This window comes from bacterium SCSIO 12696 (assembly GCA_024397955.1).
In the GTDB taxonomy this organism is placed as follows: Bacteria; Pseudomonadota; Gammaproteobacteria; order Pseudomonadales; family Porticoccaceae; genus SCSIO-12696.
Genome location: CP073744.1, coordinates 817,043 through 840,138 on the forward strand (window position 1 = coordinate 817,043; position 23,096 = coordinate 840,138).

The 23,096-nt window shown below is 46.8% G+C and carries 24 protein-coding genes; all 24 read right to left on the bottom strand.

What is annotated here, in order from left to right; translation table 11 throughout:
• Window positions 1-60: 60 nt before the first annotated feature.
• Complete coding sequence (locus KFE80_03760; GenBank protein UTW46021.1) at window positions 61-1,410, bottom strand: hypothetical protein; 1,350 nt, start codon at window positions 1,408-1,410, stop codon at window positions 61-63.
• Window position 1,411: 1 nt separating this feature from the next.
• Window positions 1,412-1,939: an acyltransferase gene (locus tag KFE80_03765; GenBank protein UTW46022.1), complete on the bottom strand. Its 528-nt coding sequence runs from the start codon at window positions 1,937-1,939 to the stop codon at window positions 1,412-1,414.
• A 3-nt stretch (window positions 1,940-1,942) separates the two neighbouring features.
• Window positions 1,943-2,839 carry a hypothetical protein gene (locus tag KFE80_03770; GenBank protein ID UTW46023.1) on the bottom strand — a complete coding sequence of 299 codons (897 nt, stop codon included), beginning with the start codon at window positions 2,837-2,839 and terminating at the stop codon, window positions 1,943-1,945.
• 11 nt (window positions 2,840-2,850) lie between these two features.
• Complete coding sequence (pseI, locus tag KFE80_03775; protein UTW46024.1) at window positions 2,851-3,900, bottom strand: pseudaminic acid synthase; 1,050 nt, start codon at window positions 3,898-3,900, stop codon at window positions 2,851-2,853.
• A 9-nt stretch (window positions 3,901-3,909) separates the two neighbouring features.
• Entirely contained in the window at window positions 3,910-4,866 is a 957-nt protein-coding gene (locus tag KFE80_03780) for an ATP-grasp domain-containing protein (protein ID UTW46025.1), read from the bottom strand.
• Window positions 4,859-5,566, bottom strand: coding sequence for a metallophosphoesterase family protein (locus tag KFE80_03785; protein ID UTW46026.1), 708 nt, complete (start codon window positions 5,564-5,566; stop codon window positions 4,859-4,861). The genes KFE80_03780 and KFE80_03785 overlap by 8 nt, the downstream gene beginning before the upstream one ends.
• Window positions 5,563-6,234 (bottom strand): SDR family NAD(P)-dependent oxidoreductase, encoded by a 672-nt coding sequence (locus tag KFE80_03790; protein ID UTW46027.1) that lies wholly within the window; start codon window positions 6,232-6,234, stop codon window positions 5,563-5,565. Before KFE80_03790 ends, KFE80_03785 begins: the two co-directional genes overlap by 4 nt.
• Before the next feature lie 8 nt (window positions 6,235-6,242).
• On the bottom strand, window positions 6,243-7,328 hold the full coding sequence (pseG, locus tag KFE80_03795; GenBank protein UTW46028.1) for a UDP-2,4-diacetamido-2,4,6-trideoxy-beta-L-altropyranose hydrolase: 1,086 nt from the start codon (window positions 7,326-7,328) through the stop codon (window positions 6,243-6,245).
• A complete protein-coding gene (locus KFE80_03800) occupies window positions 7,328-8,617 on the bottom strand; it encodes an aminotransferase class III-fold pyridoxal phosphate-dependent enzyme (protein ID UTW46029.1) in 1,290 nt (429 codons plus the stop codon). The genes pseG and KFE80_03800 overlap by 1 nt, the downstream gene beginning before the upstream one ends.
• Before the next feature lie 11 nt (window positions 8,618-8,628).
• The gene (locus KFE80_03805) at window positions 8,629-9,387 is read right to left on the bottom strand and encodes a glycosyltransferase family protein (protein ID UTW46030.1); all 759 of its coding nucleotides are present in this window, start codon (window positions 9,385-9,387) and stop codon (window positions 8,629-8,631) included.
• Window positions 9,384-10,271: an aldo/keto reductase gene (locus KFE80_03810; protein UTW46031.1), complete on the bottom strand. Its 888-nt coding sequence runs from the start codon at window positions 10,269-10,271 to the stop codon at window positions 9,384-9,386. The genes KFE80_03805 and KFE80_03810 overlap by 4 nt, the downstream gene beginning before the upstream one ends.
• Window positions 10,268-10,816, bottom strand: coding sequence for a GNAT family N-acetyltransferase (locus KFE80_03815; GenBank protein UTW46032.1), 549 nt, complete (start codon window positions 10,814-10,816; stop codon window positions 10,268-10,270). Before KFE80_03815 ends, KFE80_03810 begins: the two co-directional genes overlap by 4 nt.
• A gap of 3 nt (window positions 10,817-10,819) precedes the next feature.
• A complete protein-coding gene (gene pseC, locus KFE80_03820; protein ID UTW46033.1) occupies window positions 10,820-11,989 on the bottom strand; it encodes a UDP-4-amino-4,6-dideoxy-N-acetyl-beta-L-altrosamine transaminase in 1,170 nt (389 codons plus the stop codon).
• Window positions 11,986-12,987 (bottom strand): UDP-N-acetylglucosamine 4,6-dehydratase (inverting), encoded by a 1,002-nt coding sequence (pseB, locus tag KFE80_03825; GenBank protein UTW46034.1) that lies wholly within the window; start codon window positions 12,985-12,987, stop codon window positions 11,986-11,988. Before pseB ends, pseC begins: the two co-directional genes overlap by 4 nt.
• Window positions 12,988-13,015: 28 nt before the next feature.
• Window positions 13,016-14,329, bottom strand: coding sequence for an O-antigen ligase family protein (locus KFE80_03830; protein UTW46035.1), 1,314 nt, complete (start codon window positions 14,327-14,329; stop codon window positions 13,016-13,018).
• Window positions 14,330-14,535: 206 nt separating this feature from the next.
• The gene (locus tag KFE80_03835) at window positions 14,536-14,901 is read right to left on the bottom strand and encodes a hypothetical protein (GenBank protein ID UTW46036.1); all 366 of its coding nucleotides are present in this window, start codon (window positions 14,899-14,901) and stop codon (window positions 14,536-14,538) included.
• Between the two features lie 48 nt (window positions 14,902-14,949).
• A complete protein-coding gene (locus KFE80_03840) occupies window positions 14,950-15,261 on the bottom strand; it encodes a ComEA family DNA-binding protein (GenBank protein UTW46037.1) in 312 nt (103 codons plus the stop codon).
• Window positions 15,262-15,375: 114 nt separating this feature from the next.
• On the bottom strand, window positions 15,376-16,074 hold the full coding sequence (gene pyrF / locus KFE80_03845; protein UTW46038.1) for an orotidine-5'-phosphate decarboxylase: 699 nt from the start codon (window positions 16,072-16,074) through the stop codon (window positions 15,376-15,378).
• A 99-nt stretch (window positions 16,075-16,173) separates the two neighbouring features.
• Window positions 16,174-17,355, bottom strand: coding sequence for a lipopolysaccharide assembly protein LapB (gene lapB / locus KFE80_03850; protein UTW46039.1), 1,182 nt, complete (start codon window positions 17,353-17,355; stop codon window positions 16,174-16,176).
• A 6-nt stretch (window positions 17,356-17,361) separates the two neighbouring features.
• Window positions 17,362-17,646, bottom strand: a complete 285-nt coding sequence (locus tag KFE80_03855) for a LapA family protein (protein UTW46040.1) — start codon at window positions 17,644-17,646, stop codon at window positions 17,362-17,364.
• Window positions 17,647-17,734: 88 nt separating this feature from the next.
• Complete coding sequence (locus KFE80_03860; protein ID UTW46041.1) at window positions 17,735-18,037, bottom strand: integration host factor subunit beta; 303 nt, start codon at window positions 18,035-18,037, stop codon at window positions 17,735-17,737.
• A gap of 176 nt (window positions 18,038-18,213) precedes the next feature.
• Window positions 18,214-19,893: a 30S ribosomal protein S1 gene (gene rpsA / locus KFE80_03865; GenBank protein ID UTW46042.1), complete on the bottom strand. Its 1,680-nt coding sequence runs from the start codon at window positions 19,891-19,893 to the stop codon at window positions 18,214-18,216.
• Window positions 19,894-20,066: 173 nt separating this feature from the next.
• Complete coding sequence (gene cmk, locus KFE80_03870) at window positions 20,067-20,753, bottom strand: (d)CMP kinase (GenBank protein ID UTW46043.1); 687 nt, start codon at window positions 20,751-20,753, stop codon at window positions 20,067-20,069.
• A 93-nt stretch (window positions 20,754-20,846) separates the two neighbouring features.
• Window positions 20,847-23,087 carry a bifunctional prephenate dehydrogenase/3-phosphoshikimate 1-carboxyvinyltransferase gene (locus KFE80_03875; GenBank protein UTW46044.1) on the bottom strand — a complete coding sequence of 747 codons (2,241 nt, stop codon included), beginning with the start codon at window positions 23,085-23,087 and terminating at the stop codon, window positions 20,847-20,849.
• Window positions 23,088-23,096 lie beyond the last annotated feature (9 nt).

The following is a 23,096-nucleotide window of genomic DNA, read 5'->3' on the forward strand; positions in this document are numbered from 1 at the left end:
AAAGGTTCTTGAGACTCGAAGCTGGAAAAAAAAGACAAATTAGGCAACGCAGTACTCTCTTCATTTACGAGAACCTATAACCGAAATCAAAGAACTAACAACCAGCCCCACATTCTTACTAGAAACACATTCAGGCATAAACATTGGATCACTCACCAACCCAGAAAATGTTTCAGAATACGCAGACTTAACAAAGCCAACCATCTCCTCGGTAGTTGCTGAAGTCCAACTACCACTCTGCACTTCTTTCAAAAAGCCCCTTAAGCAGCTCAAATCCCCAAGATAGAGATCCGCCGAGCTGAAAACCCCTCGATATCCTTTCACGACAGATGGACCAAGAGTCGCGACTGGAATTCTTGAGAGCAAACACTCAATTGCAATTGTTCCGGTAACAGTAACGACTGCATCCACCCTCTGGATAAAGTCCTCCATCTTCACATCAAGAGAAATAGGAACAACTCTCTCTTCACTACTGACAACACCAAGAAGCTCTTTCGTCAGTTCATATTTCATTTTTGGATTCGGCTTGACAGCCAAGATCCAATCATCAGGAAGCATATCGGCAAGCCTGCGAATCAAATCGGTCTGGTCACGCCACGCATTACCCCACACATCAATATTTGCCTCTGGTTGCATATGCATCGGATACATCAACACACACTTGTCTCCAAGAGCAGTTGACTTAGCTTCAGAAATTAAATTCCAAGACTCTCTTTTCCCGGACAATAACTTGTTAAGTTTGAATTTCCGGATAGGAGAAGGTGTGTTAAATCGCTCTCCCGAGAGATAGGCAGATAAAATTCGAATCTTATCCCGTACACTACCAGGCCGCGGCAGCTCTCTCTTTTCAGCACCCAGATCTTTCATGTAATCGGGAACAACATTCCGCTCAGATATCTCTTTGATTAATGAGATACAATCTTCAACAGACACCTCATCACCGCTCCCTGCATAGGAGCTCTTTGTCCACCCTGAATAAACAGTCAAGCGGCCTGTTGGATATCCTGGGCTCGACGGATGAAGATAGGGAACACAATTTTTATTACACCAATCCACAACCATCAATTCATGAAATAGAGTTGGCTCTCCTACCGAAACATCAGGAGAAATTTCATTCAAAGCTTCAGATATCCGTTCAAAGTAAAAGCGATAGTGAGCTGAACTGCCACCAAAATAATTAATATTCCTATCGCAACTTTTAATAAAACTCAAAGCAGAACCGGCCTCAAACTCATCATCAACCAGATCCTTTTTCCTGGGGTACGGAAGCTGATACACAACTCCAGATGAAGGCCTAAAGTTCTTATTCTGAACCAACCAGAAAATCTCATGTCCTTTAGAAATCAGACTCTCAGCAATGGCTTCCCAAAAGAAAGTTTTATATCGATTTTCAACAAACAAAAACCTCATACTAATAACTTCCTTTCCTCACAATCTCACGATTCTTGCCGCCTACAACAATTGCCCCTTCGGGCACATCTTTCGAGACAACCACACCAGCCCCAATTACAGCATTTCGACCAATCGTAACACCACCAAGCACGATAACATTTGATCCAAGCCAAACCCCATCATTAATTATGGTCTTTTGGGCCACATGCTTATATGGAAGGCCTGAATTAAGATCTAGAGAAGCAGTCTCGACTACAACACCTTTAGAAAATCGAACCAAGTCGCCCAGTTCAATTCCACCTTTTGCGCCCAGCGTACATCCTGGACCGATTGTCACCACCCCTTTTATCTCAATATTTTCTGGATATTTGATTTCAGTGGTATAGTGGATCACGCTTTCCGTGCCCACCTTCAAATAGGCACGTGACTTCAGTATTCCAAGAATCCTTACTACGGATGAACAAAGAAATACCCCCCATTTAGAAAGTACCCTCATTACAAGCGACGCAGCAATGGAGTGAAGTGCCGCTTTAGCTCCAGAAGGCATAATTTACTCTCCCATCACGTATAGTCTGTTCACGTATGAATCGATGCCAATCACATCTTCTTTCGGCAAACCTACCGGAGAATATTTATAAATACCAATTGGATGAAGAGAATACTGAACTTGAAACAACAAGCGATCCCTAGATTCACAAAGGGTCCCTTTGTGCATACCAAATGTGTCCTCCAAAAATGAATCGCCCGCCTCTCCGGAAAATTCGACTATATTCTCCTTGCCAAAGTGAGAGACAATCTCTTCATCTGTATAGCGCCTAATAACCTTGCACTTATTAGAACTATGACTTCCCTTCACAAAGACATGTGGCCCAGACCCAGAATCCACATCAGTCAAATACACGAATAATTTAATAAACTTCAAATCATCCACATCTCTATGAAAAAACTCAGCCTCTTGGGCTTCTGAATGACCTGCATAAGACCACCAGACCGCTAGATTTGAAATCGTTGGCTTTACACCCAAATACGACTCCACGAGCGACAAGACCTTCGGATCATTCGCCGCATCAAGAATGTGGGGACAAGATACAACAGACTTACTTTGATACAGCGCAGTATGACATTTCTCAGGCGGCGATGATGCATCAAAAAGTCCGCCCTCCACATCCCATCGGTCATAAACTTTCTCTCGAGAAAGGTACTCTGTTATCTCTTTTACTTGCTGATCCGTGAACAACCTTCCAAGGTTGAGAAATCCGTCATGTTTCAACCTTTCAATATCCTTGGTGCAAACCTCTAATTGAGACTCAGGACTGGGCAATCTCTTGGCAAAAACCTTCCTTATATTTTCCCTTGCCCTTGGCTCCATAAACATACGCTGCATATAGAACATAAAATTACTGAGTGGATAAAATCGATGCACCACCCTTTTCAGCAATCTACTCATACCCCCTCCACTCACTCAAAACAATCCCACTTAACAGGGTTTCCTCTTTTACAGAGAGCCTTAACCTTTTTTCCCATAACTTGATCGTAAAACTTGGGGGGCAAACCATAGCCAGGCCTAATACTCCTGACATGCGTACTGGTAATAATCTCCCCTGGCATCACATCTTGCACAAAATACAACGAGCGCCTAAATGCCAAGCTCCCCTTTTCACTTTCCTTGTGATCATAGTTAACCCGACCCAGTGACTCCCAAGAAATTCGAGCGCCATCACAAAGATTTTTCAATTCTCTAGGCTCCAACGAGAAGCTATCATCAGGCCCTCCACCAGATCGGCTTAGAGTTACATGCTTTTCAATCACGCATGCACCCAATGCAACGGAAGCTACCGCAGTTGTATTGTCGATTGTGTGATCAGATAGTCCGGCAATAACACCAAACTCACGCTCCAGGTCTGGAATTGTCAGCAAGTTGTAATCGGAAGCCGGGGCGGGATAACCACTCACACAATGAAGTACCACTAGCTCCTTGCAACCCCCGTCTTTTGCTGCTGCAATGGCCTCTGATATCTCATCCTTAGTCGCCATTCCGGTAGAGATAATCATTGGCTTACCCGTGGCAGCCGTATACTTAATCAACGGGATATCAATCGCTTCAAACGAAGCAATTTTATACGCTGGCGCCCCCAGATTTTCCAGCATATCTACTGCTGTATGATCAAAAGGCGAGCTAAACATTGTAATATCCAGCTCTCTTGCTTTTTCGAATAGCGGTTTATGCCAATCCCAGGGCATGTGCGCTTCTTTATACAGATCATAAAGAGTTCTACCATCCCAGAGACCACCACGAATCAGGAATTCATCTGAATCACAGTCCATTGTGATTGTTTCATGTGTATAGCTCTGCAGTTTTACTGCATCTGCTCCGGCCTTTTTAGACTCTTCAATAATTCTAAATGCCCGCTCAATGTCACCATTGTGATTTGCAGATAACTCCGATATCACATAAGGCCTAAACGCCCTACCAATTTTTCGACCATCAATTTCAATATAATCAGACATGGCGCAATCTTAATCCTCTATATACTCTGCATACCCACGATAAAACTTTATCCCGTTTTTGGGCGGCGCATAGTCATCAAGCTCCATTCCAGCCAACTCTTCCAGAGACCAGATCAAATCCTTAAACCCTAGCTTATGACGAAAAACCACTGTGCTTGAGAATCTCGGATTTATCTCAAACAATACAGGCCCTCTACTGGTCAATCTAAGCTGGACATTTATGGCACCAACCAGCCCGAGTCGTTCAGCCAGCTTTTCAAGGTAAAGTCTAATTTCATCGTTTTCTACGACTTCGCCTTTTCCTGTCAAACCGCCAGAAAGACTGCGCTTGAATATTACTGACCTAACCTCTCCAGAAGCAGTCACATATAAGCCGCAGGTGTACTCCTGGTCATCAGGAAGTAATAATTCCTGCCAGATATAATCTGGCCGTCCTGACAACTCACGAGCCCTTTCTTCTGTCTTGACCACCTCAACGTCCTTACTCCCCCTTCCGCCTCGAGGCTTGAAAATACAAGGAAGGGCCTGCGGGGCAGAGACTTCAACCAAAGATGTCCACGGACTATTCAAGCCATTTTTCTCGACAAACCGGGCAGTCGCATATTTATCCAGTGAGACATTAACAACAGTTGCGTTAGCCATGACAACATGACATCCGGCACGCCTTCCAAAATCGACACCAGAATTCGATAGAACGGAGATTTCAGCCTCACTTGTCGGGATAAATACTTCGATATTATTTTCCGATATTAGAGCTTCAATACTTTCAATATAGGATGCATCATCAGCCCTGGGAACACTGAACATATCATCAAAAACACACTTCCCAATTCCATCGGGAGTTATATCGCATCCAAAAACTTTTCCCGACGTATCTTCTTTTAAGATTCGGCCAATCCCCAGACCAATATCACCAGAAGCGCCACTGACTAATACCCTCATTGAGGAAATCTTACTTTCAGGCATAAGGATTATTCCTTTCAAGAATCCTGACCAGATAAGAGCAACCCGGATCTATTTCTTGTGCTTTTTCTTTGATAGGTTTGCTATCGAAGGGAACCCTTCGCTTAGCCAAAGCCAAATTCGCCACATCAAAAACCACATAACTTGCCAAGGAACCAACATCTCGAGGCTGGCCCACAGAACCCGGATTGACCACAGTACAATTTGGCCGTGAAAATACAACGGGATAATGAGTGTGACCAAAGAATACAAAATCAAAGCCAGATATTTCATCTAATCGTGCAGGACTCACATCAGGGTAAACATACTCATCCACATGTAAATCACTGCCATGAAAAAAACCGAGCTCAACACCTTCAACTTTCAGTTGTTCTGATTCTGGCAATTCATCCAACCACTTCAGGTCATCACCTGATAACTGCTCTCTGCAATACTCAAGACCACTACCATACTTTCTTTTACAGAGCTCCAAGAACTCAGGATCTTTTAAAGATCTCGCAAGGAGATCTTCATGATTCCCTCGTATAGTCACCATGCGCTCATCAGAACGAATCAAATCAATGACCTGCTTTGGCCAGTAGTAATACCCCACCAAATCACCAAGAATGTAAATCTTTTCACATCCATTCTTGTCTATATCTTGCAGAACAGCCTGAAGAGCAAAAATATTGGCATGGATATCAGAGATCACTGCTATCTTCATAGCTCATCCACTTCATCAAATATCTCTCTTGCAACACTTGATGGGGAGCGCAGCTTTCCGCTCTCCTTCAATTCTGCAAAATATGCGGCATCAGGAAATTCCTCCACACTCTTAGAGCGTATTGTCTCCTGCATACCTGTATCCATAACCCCAGGATCAAGATGAGCCACCGAAACTTGCTCATCATATTCTTGCTTTAAAACCTCAAGATGCATTTTAACAGCACATTTTGTTGCACAATAGGCACCCCAACCTGCAATTGGACGGGAAGCCGCACCAGTTGATATGTTTACCACCTTCATTGATATATCAGGTTCCTCAAGCAAACTTACAAGCTGATTAACCATCAAAACTGGCTGAATATAATTAATCATTGTTGATTGAGTAAATGCTTCCGGAGAAATAGCTCCTACTTTTACAATTGGTTCAATGGTCCCAGCATTTAATATCACCCGAAGCTCGTCCACCTTTGTCGGCACAGCGTCCAACAAACCACTCCAATCCACCTGACTCGACAAGTCACATTTGAAAAGCGACAAATTGGGATCAGTAAATTTGACAGCCGCCCTCCCTACACATATCAACTTATGGGTAGCGCTGAGTTTCGGCAGCAAGTGCTCTAGCATGGCCGCTCCCAAACCACGAGAGTACCCTGAGAGTATCGTCACTCTCATCTTCATCCCTCCAATAAGACTGACACCAAACGCCCAGCCCCTCGGCCATCAACCAATTCACAAGAGGCAGCCATTATCTGTTCGTAGTTCGCCAAAACTTCTTCAAGACTTTCGCTCAAATCAGCCGCATCAAAAGATCCCATCTGATCTATGCAGACAGCTGCGCCAAGCTCCCTCACCTTAGAGATAACATCCGATTGATTGTCGGCTGTTTTCACCAAAACTGACGGGATGCCCAAACAAAAGCGCTCCCAAGTCGCTGAACCAGCTGCACCTATCGCTACATCAGATTCAACCAACAGCTCTGAGATAGATTTTGGGCTCACGTGAAGCTCAGCAGACATTCTTGAGCCATCAAGAAACTTCTTCAGGCCGCTGATATGTGGATAGGCATCGCCAACAACTACCAGTACCCGAAACCTGTTATCAGCAAGGTAGTCTTCCAGAGACATCAAAATATTTTGAGTTACATTGCCTGGATCAGTACTTCCAAAGTTAAGAAAAACAACATTTGTATTTTTTAGCCTTACTCGTCGATCTAGAGAAGCCAATCTATTTTCAGAAAACTCTTCTCTCAGCAGACAGTACTTTGATCCGACAAGCAGTTTCGCATTCGAAGGAACCAAATCAGAGTATTCACTTGCAGAACGACCACAGGTTTGGTCTATCAGAACATCACAATTATGCTGTCTATTAACTAAATCATCGACCACACAAACCTTGTAGCCACTACGCTTAAAATAATTCTCGAACTCAACATCGAGCCCATAGTGATCCACGACAATCAAGTCATTACTGGAAAAGCCCTTTTCCTCCAGAACATTCACCCAATCCTTTGCATCTTGGTCTTTTTTCGCCCCAACCCAACCATCATAAGTAGAGTAATCAGAGTCAACCTGAAGTGGCAGGACACAAAGCTCAAACCCGGACTCGGTAACGGCATTAAACTGAGCACCTTCATGAGCACGCATCAGGAAACAAATATCTTCAACACCCTCGTGCCTCAACTGCTTCGCCAGGGTAAGACATCTGGCCAAATGCCCTCCCCCAACAAACGTCCCAGCATCAACTCGAAAAGCGGCTTTCATTATCGAACCTTAAAAAGGGGCTTCAGAGGATCACATGCCAGCTTCGATAAAACCAATCCACCTTCATCAGCTTCCCTAATCAGGGGAAGAACTTCTGCGTAAGCAGCTAGCAGCGTATCTATTTCCTCATAGGAGTGAGAGTAGCTCATATTATGACTACCTAAAGTCAATATTCCCTTTTTGAACATTTCCTGCATAAACAGTGTCTTGAGCTCGAACGAATTCGCTGTTTTACCATCAGGAATCAGCAGGAAACTCCATGATGGATGCCCTGCCAGTGAAAAGTGCTCATTCAAGCCTTTACTCTCAATAAGACTTGCCAGCCCATCCAACAAATATTTCCCTTTAGACTCCAGATCAGAAACAACTTTTTCACTTTTCAGTTTATCAAGAACTGCACTTGCCGCAGCTAACGACAAAGCCTCGCCACCAAACGTACCGCTGAAGAAAACATCCTCCATTAACTTCATTACATCTGAGCGACCAGTAACGGCGGACAACGGATAACCATTCGCCAACCCTTTACCAAAGGTAGCCAGATCTGGAGTGACTCCAAAATATTGTTGGGCACCACCTTCCGAATATCTAAAACCAGTAATGGTCTCATCAAAAATCAGTAACGCCCCGTTGTCGTGAGTAACCTTCTTCACTCGCTCCAAGAAGTCGTCTTTAGGAAATTCAACATTCATAGGCTCCATAATGACGGCACCCACTTGTCCCGAATTTTCTTCAAAAATACGGATCAAGGAATCGATATCATTATATGAGAACTTATGGGTCAGTTTCTGAACAACCTCAGGCACACCCAGGTTTCTAGAAGTGGAACCAATATACCAATCCTGCCAACCGTGATACCCACACACTGCGACATCATCTCGCCCAGTAAATGCTCGAGCTATTCTTATAGCCCCCGAGGTTGCATCAGACCCATTCTTGCCGAACCTAACCTTTTCAGCACAAGGCACCATATCAACAATTTTTTCAGCCACTTCAGCTTCCAAAACGGTTGAAAGGGAAAAGCTCACTCCTTTTTCAAGCTGGCTTATTACTGCGTTATCAACACTTGAATCACAGTAACCCAGAGTGATAGAAGCCAGTGCGTTGACGAAGTCAATATATTCATTTCCATCAACATCTTTAACAACACTCCCTTTTCCTCTCTCAAGAAAAAGAGGTGAAACACCTCTCGGATATTGAGTAATACTCTTACTAAATGTTTGGGATGCCAGCGGAATAGTCTTCAGAGCCCGCTCAAGTAATTCTTCTGAGTTTTTGTAGCAACGATTCATTTTTTAAACCCTTAAACCTTTTCATCACGAGCCAAAGACGTCGTTAACCCTTCATTCCTTAAAAAGGAAGAGTTTATTTCCTGGAGTTCAGGCTCGAACTCAAGAGCCTTTATTACGTCAGCCGAGGAAAAATTAGGATTACTCGCGTACAGTCTTTTGTATATTTGATTCACAAACTCGAAATCTTCAAACTCATCAACTGTCCATCTCATTGATGAATTATCAGTATCTGACACCAAACCACATATCTTATAACGATCAGCGTTATTCCGAATGTAGAGCGTGACATGCTCACGCTCCGAAACCTTTTCTGACGAAGCCCACGCCTCAAAAAGAACGCTTGACTTCACAACTTCTACGTCAAGACCATCTGGATATGTTGGAGTTAGGGAGTTAGAAGTGTAGTCTGCCCCTTCCTTTATATGTCGCTCAATTGTCAGATCAATCAATTCGGGATCGATTAATGGGCAATCACCAGTAAGCCTAACCACATGCTCTGGGTCATACTGCTGAGCTGCTTGATAATAACGATCCAAGACATCTACCAAGCTCCCGCGAAAGCAATCTATACTATGTGTTTCACAGAAGCGCTCCAACTCATCATCACTGCCGTCAATACTGGTAGCCACAATCAGGCGATCAATTTGGGAAGAGCGCTTAATGCGCTCAATTTGATGCCACAGCATTGGTTTACCTAAAATGCATTTCAGTACTTTACCCGGCAATCTAGAGGACGACATCCTGGCTTGGAGGATTGCTAAAACCTTCATTTAAAGCTCCATCTGGATGGCTCAATCACGCTTAAATCAGAAACAGAACAGGAAGAAAACACGTCCGGATCAATCCTTCCACTAGATGATTCCAGTAACTCAGAGAACTGATCGAGACTATTAACCCCGCACACAACTACATCAACGCAATCAAGGGAAGAAACGAACTGCAATGAAGCTTCAAGTGGAGTAACGCCTTCTTTCATGCAGAGTTTATGAAAGTCAGCATGTAGAGGCTTAATCGATTCGAAATAAGGATTCAAGGACTCTGTATCCATCAATAACAGCCCCTGAAGAAATGCACTTCTTACATGAATCTCTACACCTTCAGATTTCAACTGAGCTAATACTTCTGACCTTAGAAACCGTTGATCGAAAATATTGAGAGGCAATTGAACCAGGTCCAGCGACACCTTCTCAGCGATGCCAGCCAATTGTTCAGGAGAATACACCGAGACTCCTATCTTTTGGACTAGCCCAGCCGCTTTTAAGTTCTGCATCTCAGCGTAGAGATCAAAACCTCCAGGTTTCAACAAATCATCCGCATTATGTATCAAGAGACCATACACACCCTTCAACCGCAATCTAGTTAGAGAGCGATGAAAAACGGCCAACAGCTTTGAAACGTCTTCACCACCAACTTTAGATCCAAAAAAATGGGGAGTCTTTGTTACAACTTTATAAGCAGTATCCGACAGTGCCGCCAAACATTCACCAAGAACCTCTTCACTGTCCCCATACAACGCAGCTGTATCGACCACAGAGACGCCACTTTCCTTGGCTGCCTCCAAGATTCTTACCACTTCGTCCTTGCCAGTTTTTCCAGACTTGTTACTGATCCCGTAATCCTGGCCAAATTGAACCGTACCTAAACCCAGTTTCATCCATCCGCACTCTCTGACTTCAACAGCCCCATGACAAAGCAGTCCTGCCGTCGACCATCAACCTGCGCGTGCTCTCGAAGCACACCCTCCACCTGATAACCTGATTTCAAGAATGCCTTCTTAGAGCCTAGATTCTCTTCATAACAGCCGGCATCAACCTTATTCAAACCCAAGCTTATGAATGCGTACTTAGATACAGCTTTTATCATCTCTGTAGCATAACCACGCCCCCAGCACGTCTTCTCACCAACCATTAAACCTATGGTTGCACGACTATGCTGCAAGGAAATTGGCCCAAGCTTTATATTCCCAATATGCTTTCCACTCTGCTTTTCGAAAACACCAAATAGAATATTCTCTGAAGATTTCAGCATCGACTCAACAAAGCACTTGACAGACTTTATATCTTGAATCATAAATCTGGTTTCCAGATACTGGTTTATCTCAGGATCATTCAGCCAATCAACATATTCTTGAGTTACATCGCCAACATTTAGCTCTCTAAAGATTAGTCGTTGACTTTCCAATAATTCCCGGGAATCCATTATTCACCCAACTCCTTTAAGCGCGACTTTCAAAGCAGCCACAACTTCATCCTGTTGGTCATAAGTCATCTGATGAAAAAGTGGCAAGCTTATCGCCTTTGAATAGTATTCTTCAGCAACCGGGTAATGCCCCCGGGCAAAACCAAGATCACGGTAATACGGCTGTGTGTGCACAGGAATGTAGTGCAAATTTACGCCAACCCCTTGACTTCGTAGTGAATCAAAAATCTCTTTATGGGAAGGGCCACTACCTTCAGTTTCCACCTGAATAACATAGAGATGAAATCCAGAATAACTGAAACTTTCTTGATGCGGAGTTATTACCGGCAATGCTGAAAGGAGCTTATCGTAGCGTGCAGCCAATTCGTGGCGAGCAGAAACAAAATCATCCAGTCTAGCCATCTGGCTAATTCCAAGAGCAGCTTGCAACTCTGTCATTCGATAATTAAAGCCTAGGGCCACCTGCTGATAGTACCAATCGCCATCAGGCTCATGGGTCATGAGGTCGGCATCCCGAGTCACCCCATGACTTCGGTACAGTGACATCCGCTTTGCCACGTTTTCATCATTAGTAACCGCCATACCGCCTTCAGCGGTAGTCACGATTTTTACGGGGTGAAAACTAAATACAGTGACGTCTGAAAATTCACAACTTCCGACCACGCTATCCTTATACCTTCCTCCGATAGCATGTGATGCGTCTTCAATTATTAAGAAGCCATACTGATCAGCCAGCTGCTTCAATCCAGCCATGTCACATGGCTGCCCACAAAGATGAACAGGTATGACGACTTTAGGCAGCCTGCCACCATCAATCGCTACTTGTTCCAGCTTTGCCCTGAGAGACGAAATGCTCAAGTTGTATGTTTTAGGATCAATATCCACAAAATCAACATCAGCACCACAGTATCGTGCGCAGTTAGCTGATGCCACAAATGTAACTGGGGATGTCCAAACAACATCCCCAGGGCCAACGTCAAGAGCAAGACAAGCTATATGCAAGGCCGAGGTAGCGCTATTCGTTGCCAGTGCGTGTTTAGCGCCTGTATATGTGCACACGACTCCCTCAAACTCAGGAACCTTGGGGCCCTGAGTCAAGAAATCGGATTGCAAAACACTGACAACAGCATCAATGTCATCTTTAGAAATATCTTGGCGCCCGTAAGGAATCATAGCTCGGCCAACTTATCAAACTCACGAATCTCATCAACCGTCAGGAAGTGCGTGTTGTTTCCTGAATGATATTCGTAGCCAAGCCCTACTTCTTCACCTCTCTCGCCCAATCCATTGAGCATGTAGTCATTATCACCATTATGAAACTTAATTGTTGGCCTCAATACGTAGTGATCCCCAAACTCAAGTGTCAAATGAGAATCATCAGCTGGGCACATAATTTCATGCAACTTCTCCCCAGGGCGAATACCGATGATTTTTGTAGCCACACCCGGCGCATAAGCTTCGGCAAGATCCATGATGCGGACGGAAGGAATTTTCGGAACAAAAATTTCACCACCATGCATGCGCTTAAAGTTAGTCAATACAAAATCAACACCTTGTTGCAGACTAATCCAGAAGCGGGTCATGTCAGCATGAGTAATTGGCAACTCCTCAACACCTTCCGAAAGAAGCCTCTTGAAGAAAGGAACCACAGATCCGCGCGAGCCCACAACATTTCCGTAACGTACAACTGCAAAACGGGTACGACCTTTACCGACCATATTGTTTGCCGCCACAAACAACTTATCTGATGCCAACTTCGTTGCACCATACAGATTAATGGGATTGGCAGCTTTATCTGTAGACAAGGCAATCACCTTTTCCACATCGTTCGCAATGGCTGCCTGAATAACATTCTCAGCACCATGCACATTTGTTTTAATGCACTCCATCGGATTGTATTCAGCGGCTGGAACCTGCTTTTGAGCAGCAGCATGGATAACAAAGTCAACATCCTGCATCGCCTGCTTCAATCTTTCAGCATCTCGAACGTCACCGATAAAGTAACGCATGCACGGGGCATTAAACGTCTGCTGCATCTCGAACTGCTTAAGTTCATCACGAGAGTAAATAATCAATCGCTTCGGGTTATATCTTTCAAGGATAGTTTTGGTATATTTCTTTCCAAAAGATCCAGTACCACCAGTAATTAAAATACTTTTATTACTAAACATAAAAACCCCTTAAAAATTAGATAAAAACTCACTTCGAAAAACCAAATAGAATTGACGAACTATGAGATTTATCGTTCTTTAAACTAGAAAAAACTATTGCTAAAATTAATACAAAAAAGCCGTTCAATGTGCCATTATCAAACGCCAAGTTACTAAGTCCATAGATAGAGTAGAGCAAACAAAGCGAGAAAACTTGCCTCCTCAGAAAAAGTTCTCTAGTTCTAGACGCAACAATAAAATATGGCGCTATCAAGAGAAAAAACAGACTAAGCAAACCAAAAAGACCCGAACCCACAAGCGTGGTGAGGTACTCATTGTGCAAATGTGTTAACTCAGTGACAATTCTATTTTCAGAATTTATAACTGTCGTCTCAGACAGCATAATGTTGGTATTCTCCCGCCCGACACCTAGCCACGGGTACTTAGCAAACAACTCCATCCCGCCTTGATACATCAACAATCTATACCCTATAGAAGATGCTTGGTTGGAGCCATTAGAATAAGCGACGACGTCATCGTATGTTCGCTCCATACGACTTTCTAACTTATCCCAAAAGGCAAACGAAACAAAAATAACGATTATTAAGGAGCAATGGAAGACTCGCGACTTAAACCAAGCCCCCTTAATCCCTTTGGAGTAAATTAAGAAAGTTATTAACAGCGGCAATAATGCTAATAAAGTCCCCCGACTCAAAGATAGAACTATAGGCACCAATCCTAAAGCTACAAAAATCCAAAGCCAAAGCCTACTATTTTTTAACGCATATATAGCAACAAAACTCATCTGCAACAAAACAATATTTGCAAACAATATTGCATTAATACCCCCATGCGCACGACCAAACCGAGTAGTATATAGCTGATATATCGACACACCGACAGCGAACAATAAAGCGACTAAGGCTCCTAACAAAAGAACTGGAAACCTATATTTCAACTGACATAGAATTACAAAAAAAAGAGGAAAAGCCAAAAAATGAATTTGCGTAAATGACGACAACATTCCCGCTACAGGCTCCCTCTCTGCTAACCCTGCCGTCACAAAATCAACAAGCCAAAAAAATACAAAGCAGTAGTAAAGTGGTAGTATCGGTTTAATATCCCAATTCGCTTTTTCCTTGATCAGCATATAGACACCGCTGAACAGAAATAGAGCCAGCATGGCGCTGCCGCCCGACTTCACCTGCAAAATCAGAATCGGATAAAGAAACAAACAGACATATGGCATCCAATGGCTACCAGGAGTCATTGTGGGCAATGCTTTTAACTGAGATAACCATTCTGCTGATATAGCGAGGAATCTCGCCTTGGGTGTCGAAGACCGGGTGTCCGTAGAGCTCATGATGTCCGTTTATCCGCTACCGCGGAGGGGTGTATAAATAACCGCCGGATTATACCGGGATAGCTCACAATAGACTATGGATTTGAAAAGAAAACTGGGGCTTGGTGATCTAAGTCACTGTTTTGGGTTGGAAGCCATCTGCATCATTGGTGGCTGTAATATCTTGATGCCACTGCGCCGCTTAGAATGACAGAACGGGTTACGGGTTACGGGTTACGGGTCTTATTAAGCGCATACTGAATATGCTCAATAAAGAACTGCGGCATAGGCTCTATCAGCGAGACATGGTGTCGCGGGCATTGCACTATTATTGGCTCGCAGATCAGCACATAGCCTTTACTGTAAAGCTCATAAGGAATCTTGATGGCACCAGCACACTCAGCACCCAGCCCCAATACGGGCAGAATCGTCAAAAATGCACCAGCAACACCGCAGGGTTCGGCCGACAATACAAAGACAGGTCTATAGCCGCTAAAGTGTGGCCATTGCGACTCAACATTATCCGAGCGCAGCCATATCAGGTGACCAACTGACGGCAGGTATTCTTCGGGTAGTTTGTTAAAGTGAAGCATACTTTATAAGAAAAAACGGGAAGCATTAGCTCCCCGTCCTCAATAAAATCAAATAGTTATCTTTGCTTGCAATTTAGCAAGTATCTTTTCGCCAATACCCTTGACCTCCAGAAGCTGATCCAGAGACTGGTATTTGCCCCCGATCTGCTTGCGGTAGTCAACAATTGCCTGAGCTTTTTTGATACCAATGCCTTTCAGCGAATTAGCAATGGTTTCAGCATCTGCCGTATTGATATTGACCTTACCTTCGGCCTGTTCAACTCCCGATGGCTCCTTTACAGAGTCGGCTACAGCCACTCCCAAAGGAAGACTCATACAGCAAGCAAAAATAGTTGAAGTTAATAAACGCCTGATTTTCATAGCACATCTCCTTGTGGTGCGGGGTGAAATCCATTCAAAGAGTTACGTTAAGCTGGAACGACCCAAATTGCCATCGGCAAAAAACTGAAATTATTATAGGATAAAGATTACACCTCACAGACCAATAGCTTCTTGGATACTCTTTAGCTCAAACACAGGGTCTTCAGCTTGCGTGATGGGTCGACCGATAACCAGATAATCGGCCCCATCTGCAATCGCCTGCTCTGGCGTAACAATACGCTGCTGATCTCCAGCACTGCTACCAGCTGGACGAATACCAGGGGTAACCAGTTTGAATCCTTGTCCGCAGACCGATTTGAGAGCTGAGGCTTCTTGCGCGGAACAAACCACACCATTCAGACCACTTTGCTGAGCCAAGCTGGCCAAATGCAAAACCTGTTGCTCGGCGGGGCGAGCGACGCCAACTTCAGCCAAATCTCCCCCCGACATGCTGGTCAACACTGTAACCCCAATCAGCAGGGTGTCACTGCCCTGCCCCACCAGCTTTTCTTTGGCGGCAGCCATCATCTTGCTGCCACCAGAGGCGTGCACATTAACCATCCATACACCCAAATCCGCAGCTGCTGCTACAGCATTGGCAGTAGTATTTGGGATATCGTGAAATTTCAGGTCGAGAAACACGTCGAAGCCGCGCCCGACAAGATTGCGCACCAACTCAGGACCCGCCACGGTAAACAACTCTTTGCCGACCTTTAATCGGCAAAGTGCTGGTTCCAAGCGCTCAACCAGTTCATAAACCAGGTTTGGGTTATTGTAATCAAGGGCAACGATAATTTTCGGGTCGGCGGGCATGTGCTATTTAGAGTATCAACAGGAAAAGTGAGCGCATTCTACAATAAACACAGGCAAGTCACGAGATTACCGCTCAATCTGCAGTAACCGGACTCCACATCATTTGCCATTCGGTTTTACCGTTCCCCAGCTCTTACAAGTGGGGCATAGCCAATGCATTTTTTGAGTAGAGAAGCCACAACTGCGACAGCGATAGCTATGATTCTGCTGCTGAAGCCTTTCGATAGCAGCGGCAAATGAATAAGCACTGCTTCTTCTTTCACTGTCTTCTGGGCATTCCCAGCGAACCAGTTGCAAAAGCGCTGTCAGAGACATCTGCTTGTCCAAGTGTTCACGCAGTAACGTAACCGCTGCCTCTCGTCCTTGCAGGTTTTTCACCTGCTGCGCCCATGCGCCCAGCAGTCGTTCACTGGGGTATCGTTGAAACAGTGACTCCAGGCACTCGATCAATTGTTGCTCTCTTCCCTGCTGCAGATACACGTCGCAAATGACCTGTACCGACTCTGGCAGCAACTCTGAATCCTGTTCGGGAATGCGTTCCAGGCGTTTTAGAGCACTGGAATAGCTGCCTTGCTTTGCATCCAGCTGCGCCAACAGCAAACTGGCCCTAACCGAGCTTTTATCGTATTTCAGCGCTCGACGCAGGTGTTGCCTAGCCTGCACAGGATCACCGTGATCAAGGGCTTGTTGAGCCAGCTCACAGCAGAAGTGTCCACGCTCCAAACTGCCGTTACCGCCGGAGAAAAAGCGCCTGCGAGGCCACAGTTTATCGGCCACACCGATGGCTTTTTGCCACTCTTGCTCATCTCGATAGATTTCCAGCAAATGCGCCAAGGCCGCCGAGCGGTAGCGATCCGACATTTCCGCCAGATCCAGCATCAGGCGTTCTGCCCGATCCAGCAGCCCCGCCTGCATAAAGTCCCGTGCTAGCTCGAGTTGCACTTGGTACAACTGATCACGATTTAACTTGGGATGAGACAACAGGTTCTGGTGAATGCGAATGGCTCGCTCCACCTCCCCTCGACGCCGCATCAAAGCACCAAGGGCCAAATGGGTTTCTAAAGTTCGATGGCTAACTTCCAGAGATTGAACAAAGGTATCAATGGATTCATCGGGTTCTTCATTGAGAAGAAAATTCAGCCCTTTGAAATAGCTGCTTTCAGAAAGGGGCTGATCGACAGTAAGTTGCTTCCGCTTTCCCCACCAACTACCCAGGCACCAAGCTGTGAGCATGGCCAAACAAAAAACCAGAACCCAAATCAGGGTTTCAAGGGCTCCCATGGCACACTACGACTTCTGCTTGGCGAGTTGAGCTTCTGCCGCTAACAGTTTTTGCCGATAGCGTTTCGCCGCATAGCGATACCGGAGCATAGAGGGCAAAGTTAACAAAGTGCCCAAAACAACAAACAATACAAACAACAATGCCACAAAGATGCCCAGCTCAACGGCTGGCAGCTGAAAGCCTAGTAAAACAAAAGTGACTTCCTGGGTATTATCGCGGCCAATCCAGATGCCAAGCAAAAGTACGACAAGTAACGAGAGATAGAGCAGGACTTTTTTCAGCAAGCTCATGCTGAACTCCGGGCATAGCGAACAGGGACAGAGATAATAACGGTTGGATTATACCTTTGGCCAATCCAACCTGGGCAAGGTTATTCAATTAGGCAGATTGTTCCCGCAACATACTGTCATTCACCCGCTCACGAAGCTCCTTGCCGGGCTTGAAGTAAGGAACGTACTTTCCAGACAATTCAACCGAATCCCCGGTTTTTGGGTTGCGGCCAATGCGAGGGGCACGATAATGCAGACAAAAACTGCCAAAGCCTCGAACCTCAATGCGACGGTTATCCACCAGAGCGTCCGTCATGCTCTCCAAAATCATTTTCACCGCAAACTCCACGTCCTTGGGCATCAGCTGATCCTGGCGAGTGGCGAGGCGTTCAATCAATTCAGATTTAGTCATTACATCCCCCATTGCAACCCGCTGAAAATATTATATTTTTTGTTGAGTTGCAAGCGAATGAGAGACAAATGGGCAGGATGGCTGATTGAGGTACCGAGGGCAGCCTCACACCCAATATAAAAAAAGGGGGTGGCCACAGCCACCCCCTTTCGAAAGCATTAAATAGAAGTTAAGACTTAGTCTTTGCCTTCCATTTGCGCCTTCAGCAGGTCACCCAGAGTTGCAGGCTTGGCCGCTTCGGCGGACTGCTTGCTGTGCTCTTTAATAGCAGCCTTCTCTTCGGCAAAGTCTTTGGCCTTGATAGACAGGTTAATCACGCGATTCTTGCGGTCAACATTGACGATCTTGGCTTCTACTTCTTCGCCTTCTTTCAGCACGTTGCGAGCATCTTCTACCTTGTCGCGGCTAATTTCGGAGGCCTTCAGAGTGCCTTCGATTTCGTCCGCCAGGGTGATGATGGCCGCTTTGGCGTCAACTTCTTTGATCACACCAGTAACGATAGAACCTTTATCGTTGGCATTCAGGTAGTCGTTGAACGGATCGCTGTCCAGTTGCTTAACACCCAGGGAGATGCGCTCACGCTCGGCGTCGATAGACAGGATAACGGTTTCCAGTTCGTCGCCTTTCTTGAACTTGCGAACCGCTTCTTCGCCAGTTTCGTTCCAGGAGATATCAGACAGGTGAACCAGACCATCGATACCGCCGTCCAGGCCAATAAAGATGCCGAAATCGGTAATGGACTTGATCTTGCCGCTGAGCTTGTCGCCTTTGCTGTGCTTGGTGCCGAAGTCGTCCCAAGGGTTAACTTGACACTGCTTGATACCCAGAGAAATACGGCGACGCTCTTCGTCGATATCCAGAACCATCACTTCCACTTCGTCGCCCAATTGAACAACTTTGCTTGGGTGGATGTTCTTGTTGGTCCAGTCCATTTCGGAAACGTGTACCAGGCCTTCTACGCCGTCTTCCAGCTCAGCAAAGCAGCCGTAGTCGGTGAGGTTGGTAACTTTCGCCTTGGTGCGAGTGCCTTCCGGGTAACGACCAATGATGTTCACCCATGGATCTTCGCCAAGTTGCTTCAGACCCAAGGAAACGCGGTTGCGCTCGCGATCGAACTTGAGAACCTTCACGTCGATCTCGTCGCCAACAGCAACGATTTCGCTTGGGTGCTTGATGCGTTTCCAGGACATATCGGTAATGTGCAACAGGCCGTCGATGCCGCCCATGTCTACGAACGCACCGTAGTCGGTCAGGTTCTTCACAATACCCTTCAGCTGTACACCTTCTTCCAGCTTGCTCAGCAGTTCGTCACGCTCGGCGCTGTTCACTTCTTCCATCACAGCACGGCGGGAAACCACTACGTTGTTGCGCTTGGCATCCAGCTTGATAACTTTGAATTCCAGCGGCTTGTCTTCCAGGTGAGCGGTTTCGCGAATTGGGCGAACGTCCACCAGAGAGCCGGGCAAGAAGGCGCGCAGGCCCTGTACATCAACAGTGAAACCACCTTTAACCTTGCCAGAAATAACACCTTTAACAACCTCGTCCGCTTCGTGGGCTGCTTCCAGAGCAATCCAGGCTTCAGCGCGGCGGGCTTTTTCACGGGACAGTCGAGTGGCACCAAAGCCATCTTCTACTGCCTCCAGAGCAACTTGTACTTCGTCGCCTACTTCCAGAGTGCATTCGCCGTTCTCATCCAGGAACTGGCTGGCGGGAATAACACCTTCGGATTTCAGGCCGGCGTGAACGGTAACCCAGTCGCGGTCAACGTCGATAACAACGCCAGTAACGATGGCGCCAGGGGCCATCTCAACGGTTTTTAAACTCTCTTCAAAGAGTTCTGCAAAGCTTTCGCTCATGAACTATCTACCTGTAGTAGCGGGCTTGCACCATAGCTGAATAAGCGGTGCGGAAACCCTCGGCCGTACAGTCAGCTATACGGGTCATCTATATTAAAGAAGAAACAATGTGCAATTCTGACTGATCACATTACTCTTCTGGTTAGTTATCCAGTTTTTTAGCTTAATTCGGCTCAAAGCCCCCAAACGGGAATGCCTCGTTGAGAGACAATAAGCAATACCGAGTTCAGCACTTCTTCAATGGCCATAGACGAGGAGTCAATCACCACTGCATCGTGTGCCGGCACCAGAGGGGAAACCTCACGAGTTCTATCCCGCTCATCCCTTTCCCGCACCTGTTCCACGAGGGCGGCGAGGTTAACAGATTCACCCTTATCAATCAACTGCTTATAGCGGCGTTCTGCACGCACCTCTGGGCTGGCATCGAGAAATATCTTCACCTGCGCCAGGGGGAACACTACCGTGCCCATATCGCGGCCATCGGCCACCAGGCCCGGCGCCTGAATAAATACTCGTTGACGGTGCAACAGGGCGTCACGAACAGCCGGAACAGCAGCAACCTTTGAGGCGTCTGCACCTGCATCCTCTGTGCGAATATCACGACTGACGTCCTCACCTTCCAAACGCACCTTGACGCCTTTATCGGTGGCTTCAAACGAAATATCCAAATGCGCAGCCAATACAGCCAGAGCTTCCACATCGTCCAGAACAATACCATGGCGGCGAGCCGCCAGCCCTAACAAACGATATAAAGCACCACTGTCCAGATAGTGATAACCCAAATGCTTTGCCAGCAGCTGGCAGATGGTGCCCTTGCCAGAACCACTGGGGCCGTCGATGGTAATGACGGGTGTTTCCATAACTATTCCTTAAATAACTCATACTTTGTCATCGCGAGCGCGTGACGACAGCGGTAAACCAGAGAACGCTTACGGCTAGCTGTAATGACGTAACTAATGACTCGCTGTTAACTCAATGCCCACTTTCTGCGCCAGCTCTACAAAACCGGGGAATGATGTGGCCACATTGTTACAGTTGTTAATACGCACAGGACCAGAAGCCCGCAAACCGGCAATGGCGAACGACATGGCAATGCGGTGGTCGTCGCAACTTTCCACCTCACCGCTGCCGATTTGGCCACCATTGATAATCATGCCATCCGGCGTCGCCGTGGCATCCACGCCAAGAACCTGCAAACCGTCCGCCATGGCCTGGATGCGATCACTTTCCTTAACACGCAACTCCTCCGCACCAGTCAGCACGGTCTGACCTTCTGCACAAGCCGCCGCCACAAACAAGGCTGGAAATTCATCGATGGCCAAAGGCACCTGATCTTCAGGGATGGCAATACCCTGCAGCGGCGCATAGCGCACACGAATATCTGCCACTGGCTCGCCACCCACTTCACGCTCATTCTGCAAGTCGATATTGGCTCCCATCAGGCGCAAAATATTAACCACACCAACACGAGTGGGATTAATACCCACATGCTGCAGGGTAATATCAGAACCGGGAGCAATGGCAGCCGCCACCATAAAGAACGTAGCGGAAGAGATATCTGCCGGTACATCAATAATGGTAGCGCTGAGCTTACCGCCTGAGCGTACTGATGCACTGGCACCATCTCGCTCTACTCTGTAGCCAAATCCAGACAACATACGTTCGGTATGATCACGGGTAGGCGCAGGTTCGGTGGTGCGAGTTTCACCTTCCGCGTACAGCCCCGCCAGCAACACACAGGATTTCACCTGGGCACTGGCCATAGGCAGCGGGTAGTCGATCGCCGTCAACTGGCGACCACCTTTAATACGCAGTGGCGGCCGGCCATTTTCAGCGGTTTCAATGTGCGCCCCCATGGTGCGCAGTGGCTCTGCCACCCGGTTCATGGGCCGGCCCGACAAAGAGTGATCACCAGTAAGCTCGGTATCAAACTCCTGACCGGCCAACAATCCAGAGAGCAAACGCATGGAGGTGCCAGAATTGCCAAGATAAAGCGGCCCGGCGGGTGCTTTTAAGCCGTGCAAGCCAACCCCGTGAATAGTAACCTTGCCACCTTGCCCCGGTTCATGCACGGGGCCCTCAATAACGACCCCCATATCCCGAAACGCCTGCAAGGTAGCGAGACTGTCCTCCCCTTCCAGAAAACCAGTCACTTCGGTAACCCCCTCTGCCAGTGAGCCGAGCATAATGGAACGGTGGGAGATGGATTTATCACCGGGCACCCGCACAGTGCCAGTTACGGCTCCGCCCGGTTGCACGTCAAAAATAACGTTGTTGTCGCTTTCTGGTTCCATATAGGCTTTCATTTCCAGCATTTTGGTAAAGTGGTTGCGGGCTTCCCGGGCACGAGTAAAAACGCCAAGCAAATACTCGCTGTCTCCAGCGGCAATGGCCTGACGCATTTCAGAAAGGTTACCCATTAAGTGATCGATAGTTGATACCAGGGCACCCTGGTTCGCTTGAGCAATGTCGTGCCACATCACCGGATCGCTGCCGGCGATACGAGTAAAGTCGCGAAAGCCGCCAGCGGCGTAACGAAATATTTCGCGGTTTTCCCGCATGCTGGCCAGGGTATCGACCAGGGAAAAAGCCAACATATGCGGCAAGTGACTGGTGGCAGCCAACACTTCATCGTGCTCAGCAACAGGCATTTGCTCTACGCTGGCACCAACCCCTTGCCACAACAAGGCAATGCGCTCCAGGTGTTGGCAACCTGTTTCAGCACTCGGGGTTAAAATAACTTTATGGCCGATAAACAATTCGCTGTTTACCGCCTCAATACCGCTGTTCTCGCCCCCAGCAATAGGATGGCCTGGCACCAATTGTTGAGGAACTTGGCCATAAATGCTGATGGCATCGGTGACAACACTGCCTTTCACACTGGCAACATCGGTCACTGTCACTTGGTCACTCAGCTGGCTGGCCACTTCGGCCATTACCGTAGCAACGGTCAACGTAGGTACGGCGATCACCACTGCATCCCCTGCACCCAACTCCGAGGCAACGTCGGCTAAAGACGTTACCGAACGATCCACAACACCCAACTCCAAAGCACGCTGGCAGGTGTGCTGGTTGCGTACAACACCGATTACTTGGGAGCAACAATCGCGTTCACGGGCAGCCTTGGCGAGGCTGCCACCAATCAAGCCGAGGCCAATAACCACCAGTTTGTTTATTGCAGGTTTAAGGGACATAAGACATTC